Below are 13,819 nucleotides of genomic sequence, written 5' to 3' on the forward strand. Positions count from 1 at the left end.
ATCGCCGTGGGGGTTTTTTATTCAGGCCGCGAGCCTGATGTCCCCGGCACCCACGTTTGCCGGGGACACTCAATCATGATGAAGGACAACAAGATGAAAACCACCCTGATGGCGCTGATCAGCGCCCTGATGATGACCCCGGCACTGGCCAGCGCGGCGGATGCGCCCAACACCTTCACCCCGGCCCAGCAGGAGGCGATTGGCAAAATCGCCGCTGACTATCTGGTGCAGCACCCGGAAGTGCTGGTGCAGGCGAGCCAGAAGCTGGAGGCGCAACAGGCGGCGCAACAGCAGCAGGCTTCCCTCAACGCCGTGCTGCAAAACAGCGACGCGCTGCTGAATGACCCAGCCACCCCGAGCATTGGCCCGAAAACCGCCAAGGTGGCGCTGGTGGAGTTCTTCGATTACCAGTGCATCTACTGTAGCCACATGGCCCCGCTGATTGAGCAGACGGTGAAAGCCAACCCGCAGGTGCGTTTCATCTTCAAAGAGTGGCCGATCTTCGGCCAGCGCTGGCAGCCCTCCATCACTGCGGCGGAAACCGGCATGGCGGTGTTCAAGGAGAAGGGCGCGCAAGCCTACTTCACCTACCATAACGCCATCTTCCACACCGGCCACAACGAGGGCAAACTGACGGAAGGGGATATCCAGGCCGCAGTGAAAGCCGCCGGGGCCAGCCAGCCGGATGAGGCTACCCGCAACCAGACCCACGAGGCGCTGTCGAAAGTGGACGATCTGGCGCGCCAGTTGGGCTTCAGCGGCACCCCGGCCTTTATCGTGATGCCGACCCAAGGGGCCACCGCGCAGAACACCACCTTCCTGCCGGGGGCGATCTCCGCCGAATCGTTGCAGGCCGCCATCACCAAGGCTCAGGGCAAATAATCCCCCGCCGGCCCCATACGGGGCCGGCAAGCTTCCCCCTCCATTCATTCAGTAAGCTACTACTCACTTTCTGCTGTAATTCATCCCATTAACCTCTGGATTGGCTACAGTTTGAAGGGGCACGCCAAAGGGCCGCCCAATGCAGAGTTAATGGAAAATAAATTGTGATTGCGATCTCATTTGCAGCAAAAAATGGCTGTTAACAAATGTGATACAACTCACGCTTTCCTGTTCAGGATGCCGTTTTTATCGACAAAGTGGCCGTTTGGGCTGGCCTTTTTGTGATCTATGTCACGCTAAATTGCGGTTAATGTGGGGCTTTGGTGTGATCTGAATCACAGAAAACGGGGGCGCTACGCGCGCAAAAAAGAGCGTGATAGAGTCCGCCCTGCATACAGTAATAGTGACGGGTTGTGCTGCACCGTCTCAATGAATTCACGCGCTCTTATTGCCGGCGCGTATCAATAGGGGTGTGTTTTATGTTTTCACCAGATGTTAAGGTCAAGGTCCAAAATTTTGGCCGCTTTCTGAGCAACATGGTGATGCCCAACATCGGCGCATTTATCGCCTGGGGGATTATCACCGCACTGTTTATCCCAACTGGCTGGCTGCCGAACGAGACGCTGGGCAAGCTGGTCGGCCCGATGATCACCTACCTGCTGCCGCTGCTAATTGGCTACACCGGCGGGAAGCTGGTGGGCGGCGAGCGTGGCGGCGTGGTGGGTGCCATCACCACCATGGGCGTGATTGTCGGTGCCGACATGCCGATGTTCCTCGGCTCGATGATTGCTGGTCCGCTGGGCGGCTGGGCGATCAAGCGCTTTGACCGTTGGGCAGACGGCAAGATCAAGAGCGGCTTCGAGATGTTGGTCAACAACTTCTCCGCTGGCATCATCGGTATGCTGCTGGCGATCCTCGCCTTCCTGGCTATCGGCCCGTTGGTCGAGGCACTCTCCAAGCTGCTGGCCGCTGGCGTGCACATCATGGTGACCAATAACCTGCTGCCGCTCACCTCCATCTTCGTGGAACCGGCGAAAATCCTGTTCCTGAACAACGCCATCAACCACGGCATCTTCTCGCCGCTGGGCATCCAGCAGGCAACCGAGGCGGGCAAATCGATCTTCTTCCTGATCGAGGCCAACCCCGGTCCCGGCATGGGCGTGCTGATGGCCTACGTCTTCTTTGGCCGTGGCAATGCCAAGCAGTCTGCGGGCGGTGCGGCAATCATCCACTTCTTGGGCGGTATCCATGAGATCTACTTCCCGTATGTGCTGATGAACCCACGCCTGATTCTGGCGGTTATCCTCGGCGGCATGACCGGCGTCTTCACCCTGACCCTGCTGAATGGCGGCCTGGTCTCCCCGGCGTCCCCTGGCTCCATCCTGGCGGTGCTGGCAATGACCCCGCGCGGCGCCTACTTCGCCAACATCTGTGCGGTGCTGGCAGCCTTCGCCGTCTCCTTCGTGGTTTCCGCGATCCTGCTGAAGGGCACCAAGGCCAAAGAGGGCGACGAGCTGGAAGATGCGACCCGCCGTATGCAGGAGATGAAATCCCAGTCCAAGGGTGGTCAGGTAGCGGCAGCGGCCGCGCCAGATGGCGACCTGAGCGCGGTGCGCAAAATCATCGTGGCCTGCGACGCGGGCATGGGTTCCAGCGCGATGGGTGCTGGCGTGCTGCGCAAAAAGGTGCAGGAAGCGGGGCTGACGCACGTGTCCGTCACCAACAGCGCGATCAACAGTTTGCCGGATGATGTCGATCTGGTGATCACCCACCGTGACCTGACCGAGCGCGCGATGCGCCATGCGCCGCACGCGCAGCACATCTCGCTGACCAACTTCCTCGACAGCAAGCTGTATACCGACCTGACCGGCCGCCTTGCGGCAGTGGGCGTGGCCGGTACGCAGGCGGCTCCCCAGACGCAGGCCGCTGAGCTGATCGCGGCTGACGAACCGGCAGCGGCGGGCGCACCGCAACTGTTCCGCCTGACCGCCGCCAACGTCTTCCTCGGCCAGCAGGCGAGCCACAAAGAGCAGGCGATCCGCTTCGCCGGTGAGCAGCTGGTGAAGGGCGGTTACGTCGAGCCGGAGTATGTTGAGGCGATGCTGGCGCGTGAAAAGCTGACCCCGACCTACCTGGGCGAATCCATCGCCGTGCCGCATGGCACCATTGAGGCGAAGGACAACGTGCTGAAAACTGGCGTGGTCTTCTGCCAGTATCCGCAGGGCGTGCGCTTCGGCGAGGATGAGGATGAAGTGGCGAAGCTGGTGATCGGCATTGCGGCCCGCAACAATGAGCATATCCAGGTCATCACCAGCCTGACCAACGCGCTGGATGATGAGTCAGTGATAGCGCGGCTCTCCACGACCCAGAACGTTCAGGAAGTGGTCGACCTGTTGACAGGAAAACAGGGCGTCTGACAGTCAACACAACCGGGCCAGATGGCCCGGTTCTCTATTTGGCCGCCGGCTCAGGCGTGGCGGCCCGGCGATTTCCGGGGGAGCTGACGCTCCCTGATTTTTGGCTCTGTGGCGGCCCCGCCGCCACGTAGGTTGGAAGGATGACTCTTATGAAAGCACTACATTTTGGCGCCGGGAATATCGGACGTGGCTTTATCGGCAAACTGCTGGCAGATGCCGGGATGGAGCTGGTGTTCGCTGACGTGAACCAAACCGTGCTCGACGCGCTCAACCAGCGCGGCGGCTATGACGTGCATGTGGTGGGCGAGCAGGAGCGTGTCGAACCAGTGAGCGGCGTCTCCGCCGTCAACAGCGCGGGTCAGGAGGCCATTGACCTGATCGCCGAGGTGGATCTGATCACCACCGCCGTCGGCCCGACCATTCTGGCGCGCATCGCCCCCAGCGTGGCGAAAGGGCTGGTACTGCGCCACCAGCGCGGCAACCAGCAGCCGCTGAACATCATCGCCTGTGAGAACATGGTGCGCGGCACCAGCCAGTTCAAGCAGCACATCTATGATGCCCTGCCGGAAGAGGAGAAGGCGTGGGTGGATGAGCATGTTGGCTTCGCGGACTCAGCCGTCGATCGCATCGTACCGCCCGCGGCTGAGGGCAGCACCGATCCGCTGGAAGTGACGGTGGAAACGTTCAGCGAGTGGATTGTCGATAAAACCCAGTTCGTGGGCGAACCGCCGCAGATCGCTGGCATGGAGCTGACCGACAACCTGATGGCGTTCGTGGAGCGCAAGCTGTTCACCCTCAACACCGGCCACGCCATCACCGCCTATCTCGGCAAGCTGGCTGGCCACGCCACCATCCGTGACGCCATCCTCGACCCGGCCATCCGCCAGGTGGTAAAGGGCGCGATGGAGGAGAGCGGCGCGGTGCTGGTCAAGCGCTACGGCTTCGATCCGCAGAAGCACGCCGCCTACATTGACAAGATCCTGACCCGCTTCGAAAACCCCTACCTGAAGGATGACGTCGAGCGCGTTGGCCGCCAGCCGCTGCGCAAGCTGAGCGCCGGTGACCGTCTGGTCAAGCCGCTGCTGGGCGCGCTGGACTTCCAGCTGCCGCATGAGAACCTGATCAAGGGTATCGCCGCGGCGCTGCACTACCGCAGCGAGAGCGACCCGCAGGCCGCCGAGCTGGTGGACTTGCTGGCGAACATGGGGCCACAGGGCGCGCTCTCCCATATCTCCGGCCTGCCGGCTGACAGCGAGGCCGTCACCAAGGCCGTCAACGCCTATCACGCCATCTGACGGCGAAATGTGGTAAAAAAGGGGGCGGGCCAGAGTGGCCCTCACTCCAGCCTTGGGGCCTCGCCCCGCTGACTGGAGGCCAGGTATGGCCGGGTATCCGGATGTTGTGATCTCCTTAACGCAAAATATCACCATGATTGAAGCTGCACAGGCCTTCGAAAACCGGGTGCTGGAAAAACTGAACGCTGGCAAAAGCGTGCGCGGGTTTATCTTCGCCGCCGTCGAACTGCTGACGGAAGCGGTCAATATTCTGGTGCTCCAGGTATTCCGCAAAGATGACTACGCGGTGAAGTATGCGGTGGAGCCGCTGCTGAGCGGCAGTGGCCCGCTGGGCGAGTTGTCGGTACGGCTGAAGCTGATGTATGGCCTCGGCGTCATCAGCCGCCACGAGTATGAGGACGCCGAGTTACTGATGGCGATGCGCGAGGAGCTGAACCATGACGCCCATGAGTACCGCTTCAGTGACGATGAGATTCTCGGCCCCTTCGGCGAGCTGCACTGTGTGCCTGCCCTGCCGGCCGCGCCCACCCTCACCGCTGGCGCGGAGCCGCTGGAGGCTTCGCTTCAGGCGATGCAGCGCCAGCGCTACCAGCAGATTCTCCACTCCACCATGGTGCTCTCCGTGACCGGCCTGATCGCCGGTATCAGCCTGAAAAAGGCCTTCTGACCCCCGCCCGACCGCGACCACCAAAAGCCGGGCTGATGAATGGCGCGCTTCCTGCTACACTGTGCGCCGATCCTCTATTAATGATGTGCCCGCCTGCGGCACAAACGGGCCACCACCATGAAAGACCAAGAAAAAGCAGAAATTAAGCGCCTCAGTGACAAGCTGGACGCCCTGAAACACAAAGACGCCACCATCATCCCGCAGGGCAATGCCGAACTGATTGCCCAGCACGAGGTGGAGAAAGAGAAGCTGGAGAAAGAGATCGCCCGCCTGAAAGAGGTGATGATCAGCAAGCTCAGCACCCAAGCGCAGCAGCTCAGCAAACTGCCATTCAGCCGTGAGATCTCCAAGAAAGAGCAGGCCGATATGGGCTCGCTGAAAAAGAGCGTGCGTGGCCTGATCGTGGTTCACCCGATGACCGCACTGGGCCGTGAGATGGGCCTGAAAGTGGTCACCGGTTACGCCAAAAAACCTTTCTGATCCCAGCCCGGCCCCAGCGGGCCGGCGCTGTCATGCTTTTTTCGGCTTGCCATCCAGACGCGGGCCGAAATCCTCAATCCGCCGTGTCTCCAGCCGGGCTTGCAGCTTCAGGCTCCAGCTTGCCGCCAGACCCGCCGCGCCCAGTAACCGCCGGTACTGCTCCTCGTCATAGGGCAGGTGGAAGGCAATGGCAATCGCTTCCTCCACGCTGATGTCACTGTTGCGCGTCAACAGCGCCAGCGGCTGCGCTTCACCGACGTAGCCGGGCGACAGCACACGGTAGAGCCAGCCGCAGCGGCCGCTCTGCTGGAGATGGTAGGAGAGCTGCGCCACCCCCATGTGGATGTTGATCTTGTAGCAGGGGGAGCGCGGCTGCGTCACCTGGATCAGCGCCTCGCCCCAGCGGAAAATGTCACCGATAAACACGTTCTGCTCGGTCAGCCCCAGCGTCGAGATATTCTCGCCAAAACCCGGCGGCTGGAAGTGCTCGCAACGCTCTGGGAAGGCTTGGCGCAGGTGGGCGTAGTGCTCACGCGGGAAGTGGCACAGGGCGCGATCCGGGCCGCCATGCACCCGCGTCTCGGCCTGCTCGTCGCCCTCCAGCCCCAGCGGCGTCAGCAAAATCCGCCCCTCAACGGCACGCTTGATCAGGGCAGTGGGGCGCATCTCTTCATGCTCCTGGATGGCGCCAATAAATACCTGTGGGTAGTGCATGGTCTCTCCCTTCGGGTGCGGGCCGCGCCCGCTGCCCCTCCAGCATAGGCGGGGGCAAAAAAAATGCCAGCGCAAGCGCTGGCATCGGGTGTCACGGGCGGCCGGTGGCCGCCAGCGGCGGGATTACTTCTTCGCTGCGAAACGTGCCGCGGCTTCGTCCCAATTCACCACGTTCCAGAACGCCTTGATGTAGTCCGGGCGTTTGTTCTGGTATTTCAGGTAGTAAGCGTGCTCCCACACGTCCAGACCCAGAATCGGGAAGCCGGATGCGCCAGCGACGGCTTCGCCCATCAGCGGGCTGTCTTGGTTAGCGGTGGAGACCACGGCCAGTTTGCCGTCATCTTTCAGCACCAGCCACGCCCAGCCGGAACCGAAACGGGTGGCTGCCGCTTTCTCAAAGGTCTCTTTGAAGCTGTCGATGCTGCCGAAATCGCGCTCGATCGCGTCTTTCAGTTCGCCTTGCAGGGTGGTGCCCAGTTTCAGGCCTTTCCAGAACAGGCTGTGGTTGGCGTGGCCGCCCGCGTTGTTGCGCAGTGCGGTCTTCTTGTCAGCCGGTACTTGATCCAGTTTGGTGATCAACTCTTCCACCGGCAGCGCAGCCAGTTCCGGCAGGCTTTCCAGCGCGGCGTTGGCGTTGTTGACGTAAGTCTGGTGGTGTTTGGTGTGATGGATCTCCATCGTCTGCTTGTCGAAGTGCGGCTCAAGTGCGTCGTATGCGTAAGGCAGGGATGGCAGTGAGTAACTCATATTCTTCATCTCCATGGTAGTTGGGCGGCGCCGGACAGGTGCAAGCACCGCGTAAGCAGTGGGATCATTATAGTTAATTAAATGATATTGAAAATGATTATCTCAGACCGCCCCAGGGCTGGGGCGGGGCGGCATCCGTGACTTATGACGAGGGGAAATAATGGCGAGGAAATCGATCTAAGCCATTTAGCGCAGGCGCTGCGGATGGGTATAGACGGTGGCACGGCCCGGCTTGCTAAAGCCCACCAGCGTCAGATTGCAGCGCTCGGCCACCTCGACCGCCAGCGTGGTGGCCGCAGAGACAGCAAACAAAATCTCCGCGCCACACATCGCCGCTTTCTGCACCATCTCATAGCTGGCGCGGCTGGAAACCAGCACCGCGCCAGCCTGCCACTCGGGCTTGCCGCTGCGCACGCCGAGCAGCTTGTCGAGCGCCACGTGGCGGCCCACATCCTCACAGCCGCCGAGCAGCTCGCCCTCCGGCGCAATCCAGGCGGCGGCGTGGGTACAGCCGGTCAACTGGCCCACCGGCTGCACCTGCTTCAGCGCCGCCAGCGCGCCGTCAAGCTTCGCCAGATCAAACTGTTGGGTGAAGGGCAGCGGCATCAGCGGGCGGAAGAGATCGCCCAGCTGCTCGACGCCGCATACGCCGCAGCCGGTGCGGCCAGCCATCGCACGGCGGCGCTCTTTCAGCCCGGCGAAACGGCGGCTCGACAGCTCAATCTGCACCTCAATGCCGTTGCAGGAGGGCAGCACGTCGATGCCAAAAATGTCGCGCGGCGCCTCAATGATCCCCTCGGAGAGCGAAAAGCCGAGGGCAAATGCCTCCAGATCCTTGGGCGTGGCCATCATCACCACATGGGAGATGCCGTTATAGACCAGCGCGACCGGCACCTCCTCTGCCAGCCAATCCTCTTCCGGCGTCTCCAGCCGGTGGCGCTGATGTACCTGACGCCGCTGCACGCCGTCATCTTCAACGGCCGGGGCGTGTTGCTGTGTATCTTTCACCTGAGTTACCTGATTGTTTAACATCCACACAGTGGCTGTGCTAATGTCCAGAAAGGGCAGAGTTGCCCACCTTAGCGCTGTTCGGGCGGGAACAGAACTGATTTCATGCCCGGCACCTCTTCCACGCCGAGACGGGAGTGATTGCCTTGAGTATCCGCATTGTCCCCAACCGCGACACGGACGCGCCCTCCAGCCGGGCGAGCGTGGCGCATGCCATCCCACCGCTGCTGTTCGCCAACCTGAAAAGCCTCTATGCCCGGCGCGCCGAACGGCTGCGCAAGCTGGCGGAAGATAGCCCATTGCAGGACTTGCTGATTGGCGCGGCGCTGGTGGCCGAAGCGCAACAGCAGGTGTTGCACGATCACCCGCTGACGATGGCGATTGAGCCGGTGCTGGCCGCCAGCGGCAACAGCGCGCAGCCGCCGCTGAACCTGCACACCTTTGAGCGCGCGCCGCACTGGCGCACCCTGCTGCATGCGCTGGTGGAGGAGCTACGCCCACAGGTTGACCCGCATTGGCGCGCCGTGCTGGAGAATCTGGAGAAGTGTTCAGAGAGCGAGCTGGAGAGTGACGCCACCGCGCTGCTTAGCCGCGAGTTCTCACAGGTGAACAGCGAACGGGCACCGGTGATCTGGGCAGCATTGTCGCTCTATTGGGCGCAGATGGCCAGTTTGATCCCCGGAAAAGCGCACGTTGAGTATGGTGAGCACCGCCAGTTCTGCCCCACCTGCGGCAGCATCCCGGTCTCCAGCCTGATGCACCTCGGCGCGGTCAGCGGTATGCGCTACCTGCACTGCAACCTGTGCGAGTGCGAGTGGCACGTGATGCAGGCCAAGTGCAGCAACTGCGAGCATACCCACGGGCTGAACTACTGGTCGCTGGAGTATGCGCTGTCGCCGGTCAAGGCGGAGAGCTGCGACGACTGCGGCACCTATCTCAAAATCCTGTTCCAGGAGCAGGATCCGAACGTCGAGCCGGTGGCGGATGACCTGGCGACGCTGGTGCTGGATGCCAAAATGGAGGATGAGGGTTACGCGCGCAGCAGCATCAACCCCTTCCTCTTTCCGGACGCCTGACACACGGCTGCTATCCTTACAGAGTGCGCCGGCAGGTTTCGGAGCATTCTGTGGCGGCGTGGCCCCCGGCTGGGGTACTCTCGCTGCATCGGGCGGCACGCCGCCAACCAGTAAGCGTTCAATAAGAGGGACATGGGATGTTAAGAAGCGCAATGAAATTTACCGCCGTGGCACTGTTGGCGGCCGGGCTGATGGCCTGTGATGACAAACCCGACACCACGCCGACCCCGCCGCCGCCGGACTCCAAGCCGACCGTGGCCGCCAACCCGAGCGGCATCGCGCCGGAGACCCAGGTGGTGAAGGGCAGCCAGCCGCAAGCGACGTGGCCAGCTAATGGCGTTGATGTGTCGCTGCTGGCGGGCAAGGTTGGCTTCCACCTGCCGACCGGTTTCTCTGACCAGACCGAGCAATCGGGCATCGCCAATACCAAGCAGTCGCGCACCCAGCTGTTCCTCGACAGCCAGACGCGCCAACTGGCCGTCACCTCCGAGGTGACCCCGCCGCCGGGCGAGGCGCTGGACACCAGTGACGCCGCCTTCGCTGGCATCTCCAAGGGGCTGCTGACCGGGCTGGGCAACCAGTATCAGGATATCAAGACCACCTCCGAACAGACCCTGACGCTGCACGGCCAGCGCTTCCGCCGCATGGACACCGAGCAGAGCGTGCGCGGCCAGCCGGTACTGGCGTCCACCCTGTTCACGGTGATCGACAAGAAAGTGGTGACGCTGCAAGTGGTGACACCGGTGAAAAACAGCGAGGCGCACAGCGCGCTGGTGAAAACCATCACCGACAGCCTGACGGTCAAGGGCTAACCCTCGCTCCCTATTGGCACTCCCTGAAAAAGGACGGTAAAGATGAAGCTAATCGGCAGTTATACCAGCCCTTATGTGCGCAAGATTTCCGTGATCCTGCTCGAAAAGGGGCTGCCTTTCGATTTCGTCAATGACTCGCCGTGGTCGGAAGAGACCCAGGTGCCGCAGGTCAACCCGCTCGGCAAGGTGCCAGCGCTGGTGGCGGATGATGGCGAGGTGTGGTTTGACTCGCCGGTTATCGCGGGCTATCTGGAGACGCTGGCCACCGGGCCAGCGCTGCTGCCGGCCGATCCGCAGGCGGCGTTGCGGGTTCGGCGGCTGGAGTCGCTGGCGGATGGCGTCACGGATGCCGCCGTGGCGCTGGTGCTGGAGATGCGACGCGAGGCCGATAAACGCGACGAGGCGTGGATCGTGCGCCAGCGCGCGGTGCTCAACCGGGGACTGGATGCGCTCGAGCAGCACGCACAGGCGCGGCAGGCGATGAATGGCGACACGCTCAATCTGGCGGACATCGCCGTCGCCTGCGCCCTCGGCTACATCAACTTCCGTCGCATCGCGCCGAACTGGTGCGTTGACCGCCCGGCGCTGATCAAGCTGGTCGAACGGCTGTTCCAGCGCCAAAGTTTCGCCCGCACCACACCCCCCTAATCCTGGCGGCCATCCCGGCCGCTCCTTGGTGAAAAATTTGTGAGATGACTCGAAGAGTTGTCGCTGCCTGCCTGCGCGCCGCGCCCCCGCGTCTACATTTTAAGCAACCCCCGACAACCCAACCCGGTGGCGGCCAGGCTGCGCCGCACCAAGGAGCCTCCCATGCCCTATGACCACCCTTCGAGTGCAGTGATCCCCGGCGAGTATGGTTTTCCGCTTAAATTGAAGGCGCGCTATGACAACTTCATCGGCGGCGAGTGGGTGCCGCCCGCCAACAACCAGTACTTCTCCAACCTGACGCCGGTCACCGGCCAGGTGATGTGCGAGATCGCCAGTTCCAGCACCGCCGACGTTGATCGGGCGCTGGACGCGGCGCACAAGGCCAAAGCCGAGTGGGGCCGCATGTCGGTACAGCAACGCGCCACGCTGCTCAACCGCATCGCGGATCGCATGGAGCAAAATATTGAGCTGCTGGCCGCCGCCGAAACCTGGGACAACGGCAAGCCGATCCGTGAAACCACCGCCGCCGATGTGCCGCTGGCGATTGACCACTTCCGCTACTTTGCCGCCTGTATCCGTGCGCAGGAGGGGGGGATCAGCGAAATTGACGCCGATACCGTCGCCTACCACTTCCATGAGCCGCTGGGCGTGGTTGGTCAGATTATCCCCTGGAACTTCCCGCTATTGATGGCCTGCTGGAAAATGGCCCCGGCGCTGGCGGCGGGCAACTGCATCGTGCTGAAGCCGGCCAAGCTGACGCCGATGTCTGTGCTGCTGCTGATGGAGCTGATTGAGGATCTGCTGCCGGCCGGGGTGATCAACGTGGTCAACGGCTCCGGCAGCGAGATCGGCGAGTACCTCGCCACCTCCAAACGGATCGCCAAGGTGGCCTTCACCGGATCGACCGAGGTGGGCCAGCAGATCATGAGCTATGCGGCGCAGAACGTCATTCCGGTGACGCTGGAGCTGGGCGGCAAGTCGCCCAATATCTTCTTCGCCGACGTGATGGAGCGCGAGGACGCCTTCTTTGACAAGGCGCTGGAGGGCTTCGCGCTGTTCGCCTTCAATCAGGGCGAGGTCTGCACCTGCCCAAGCCGGGCGCTGGTGCAGGAGTCGATCTACGAGCGCTTTATGGAGCGCGCCATCAAGCGCGTCGAGACCATCCGCAGCGGCAACCCGCTCGACGCCGCCACCCAGATGGGGGCGCAGGTGTCGCAGGGGCAGATGGAGACCATCCTCAACTACATCGAGATCGGTAAAAAAGAGGGGGCGGACGTCCTCACCGGCGGCCGCCGCAAACAGTTGGGCGGCGATCTGGCGCAGGGCTACTATCTGGAGCCGACCATCCTGTTTGGCAAAAACAGTATGCGGGTGTTCCAGGAGGAGATCTTTGGGCCGGTGTTGGCGGTGACCACCTTCAAGGATATGGATGAGGCGCTGGCGATCGCCAACGACACGGATTACGGTCTGGGCGCGGGCGTCTGGAGCCGCAACGGCAACATCGCTTACCAGATGGGCCGGCAGATTCAGGCCGGGCGCGTCTGGACCAACTGCTACCACGCCTACCCGGCGCACGCCGCCTTCGGCGGCTACAAGCAGTCCGGCATCGGGCGCGAGACACATAAAATGATGCTGGAGCACTACCAGCAGACCAAATGCCTGCTGGTCAGCTACTCTGAAAAACCGCTCGGCCTGTTCTAACCGCAAAAAAAACGGCAACGCGATGCGTTGCCGTTTTCCCTTCGACCGGCCTCAGGCCATGTCTTGATCCTGCGCCACATCCTGCGGTTTGCGCCCGCGCATGAACAGCAGCACCAGCGCCAGCCAGCAGAGGCCGCTCAGCAGGTTGAACAGGTTGAACATCCCGCTGCCACCCCAGCCATACACCAGCTTCGCCACCTCAATGCCGAGGGTGAACACCAACATGCTCAGCACACCCATCGCGGCGGAGACGGTGCCCTTGCTCATGTCGCTGGAGAAGAGCGTCAGACGGTAGAGGCCAGCGTTAGCGACGCCGATGCCAAAGGCGTAGAAGCTCAGACCCGCCACCATCCACAGATAGGCGTGGGAGGCGTAGAGCGTGGCGGCGGCAGCCAGCAGCAGCCCGCCGATCATCGGGGCCGCGCCCAGACGGATCAAACTCACCACGCTGCGGCGGCCAGTGAGGCGCGCCAGCGTGATGTTGCCGATAATCAGCGCGCCAAACACCGGCACCTGCATCAGGCCATAGCCAAGGGTGCTCATCCCCTCGCCACGGATCAGCAGCACCGGCGACTGGGCAATCCAGGCCAGCAGCGGCAGGCTGGCAAAGCCAATCGCCAGCGCGCCACAGACAAAGCGGCCATTGCCCAGCACCTGACGGTAATCACGCCCCAGCCCGGCCAGAGACAGCGGCTCGCCAAGGCGGGTGGCGGTCTCCGGCATGGTGCGCCACAGGCCAACAAAGGCGAGGGCGGAGAGCAGCGCGAACAGCACGAACATCCACTGCCACGGCATCCAGGCGATCAGCGCCGCGCCAGCCAGCGGGCCGAGCAGCGGGGCAATCAGCGCCACGTTCGCCATCAGCGCCGTGATCTTGATGCACACCGACTCCTCAAATGACTCCTGAATGGTGGCGTAGCCGACCGCGCCGATAAAGCACAGCCCAATGCCCTGGAAGAAGCGGATTAGGGTGAACTGCTCAATGCTCTGGGCAAACAAAATGGCCAGACAGCTGACGGTGAAGAAGGCAACACCGGCCAGCATCACCGGGCGACGGCCGCGCCGGTCAGAGAGCGGCCCCAGCAGCCATTGCAGGAACATCCCGCCAGCCAGATATGCGGTCATGGAGCTGGGCACCCACTCCTCACCGGCATGGAACGCTGCCACCACGGCCAGCATTCCCGGCTGAATCATATCGTTACCGATATAGGTGGCAAATTCGAACAACACCAATGAGAGCGGAAACCAGAGCGCCCGGCGGCCCAAACGGGCAGCAGGTGGTAAGGTAGTTTGCATAAATTAACTTAATGATAATAAAACAGAAACATCCGAGACAACCGGAACGGCGTCTGCGGGAAAGCGATAAGGCCGG

General features: G+C 62.4%; 12 protein-coding genes and 1 pseudogene. 9 read left to right on the forward strand and 4 right to left on the reverse strand.

Going from position 1 to position 13,819, the window contains the following annotated elements; genetic code table 11:
- Window positions 1-78 precede the first annotated feature (78 nt).
- From ACK3SD_RS00155 to ACK3SD_RS00175, 5 genes are all read left to right on the forward strand, one after another.
- Window positions 79-882 (forward strand): DsbA family protein, encoded by an 804-nt coding sequence (locus tag ACK3SD_RS00155; protein WP_481127586.1) that lies wholly within the window; start codon window positions 79-81, stop codon window positions 880-882.
- A 479-nt stretch (window positions 883-1,361) separates the two neighbouring features.
- A complete protein-coding gene (locus tag ACK3SD_RS00160; protein WP_481126369.1) occupies window positions 1,362-3,299 on the forward strand; it encodes a PTS mannitol transporter subunit IICBA in 1,938 nt (645 codons plus the stop codon).
- Window positions 3,300-3,448: 149 nt separating this feature from the next.
- Window positions 3,449-4,594 (forward strand): mannitol-1-phosphate 5-dehydrogenase, encoded by a 1,146-nt coding sequence (locus tag ACK3SD_RS00165; protein ID WP_481126370.1) that lies wholly within the window; start codon window positions 3,449-3,451, stop codon window positions 4,592-4,594.
- Window positions 4,595-4,679: 85 nt separating this feature from the next.
- Complete coding sequence (locus tag ACK3SD_RS00170) at window positions 4,680-5,261, forward strand: MltR family transcriptional regulator (protein ID WP_481126371.1); 582 nt, start codon at window positions 4,680-4,682, stop codon at window positions 5,259-5,261.
- A gap of 117 nt (window positions 5,262-5,378) precedes the next feature.
- A complete protein-coding gene (locus tag ACK3SD_RS00175; protein ID WP_137761742.1) occupies window positions 5,379-5,741 on the forward strand; it encodes a YibL family ribosome-associated protein in 363 nt (120 codons plus the stop codon).
- A gap of 30 nt (window positions 5,742-5,771) precedes the next feature.
- Here ACK3SD_RS00175 and yiiM read toward each other — a convergent pair whose 3' ends face one another.
- The 3 genes and pseudogenes from yiiM to fdhD form a co-directional block, all read right to left on the reverse strand.
- Window positions 5,772-6,455, reverse strand: a complete 684-nt coding sequence (gene yiiM, locus ACK3SD_RS00180; RefSeq protein ID WP_481126372.1) for a 6-hydroxyaminopurine reductase — start codon at window positions 6,453-6,455, stop codon at window positions 5,772-5,774.
- A 123-nt stretch (window positions 6,456-6,578) separates the two neighbouring features.
- On the reverse strand, window positions 6,579-7,202 hold the full coding sequence (sodA, locus tag ACK3SD_RS00185) for a superoxide dismutase [Mn] (protein WP_137761744.1): 624 nt from the start codon (window positions 7,200-7,202) through the stop codon (window positions 6,579-6,581).
- A 186-nt stretch (window positions 7,203-7,388) separates the two neighbouring features.
- A pseudogene (gene fdhD, locus ACK3SD_RS00190) lies at window positions 7,389-8,150 on the reverse strand (formate dehydrogenase accessory sulfurtransferase FdhD); the annotation flags it as partial.
- A gap of 206 nt (window positions 8,151-8,356) precedes the next feature.
- On the opposite strand from fdhD, the gene fdhE reads away from it, so the two are divergent.
- From fdhE to exaC, 4 genes are all read left to right on the forward strand, one after another.
- Window positions 8,357-9,286 (forward strand): formate dehydrogenase accessory protein FdhE, encoded by a 930-nt coding sequence (gene fdhE / locus ACK3SD_RS00195; RefSeq protein WP_481126373.1) that lies wholly within the window; start codon window positions 8,357-8,359, stop codon window positions 9,284-9,286.
- Window positions 9,287-9,438: 152 nt separating this feature from the next.
- Window positions 9,439-10,098: a DcrB/PsbP domain-containing protein gene (locus ACK3SD_RS00200; protein ID WP_240775712.1), complete on the forward strand. Its 660-nt coding sequence runs from the start codon at window positions 9,439-9,441 to the stop codon at window positions 10,096-10,098.
- A gap of 42 nt (window positions 10,099-10,140) precedes the next feature.
- Window positions 10,141-10,746, forward strand: coding sequence for a glutathione S-transferase (locus ACK3SD_RS00205; RefSeq protein WP_481126374.1), 606 nt, complete (start codon window positions 10,141-10,143; stop codon window positions 10,744-10,746).
- 162 nt (window positions 10,747-10,908) lie between these two features.
- Window positions 10,909-12,447 (forward strand): acetaldehyde dehydrogenase ExaC, encoded by a 1,539-nt coding sequence (exaC, locus tag ACK3SD_RS00210; protein WP_481126375.1) that lies wholly within the window; start codon window positions 10,909-10,911, stop codon window positions 12,445-12,447.
- A 51-nt stretch (window positions 12,448-12,498) separates the two neighbouring features.
- Here the strand turns inward: exaC and ACK3SD_RS00215 are convergent, their stop codons facing one another.
- Window positions 12,499-13,743, reverse strand: a complete 1,245-nt coding sequence (locus ACK3SD_RS00215) for an MdfA family multidrug efflux MFS transporter (protein ID WP_481126376.1) — start codon at window positions 13,741-13,743, stop codon at window positions 12,499-12,501.
- Window positions 13,744-13,819 lie beyond the last annotated feature (76 nt).

It is taken from the genome of Chimaeribacter sp. YP20170169 (assembly GCF_056739715.1).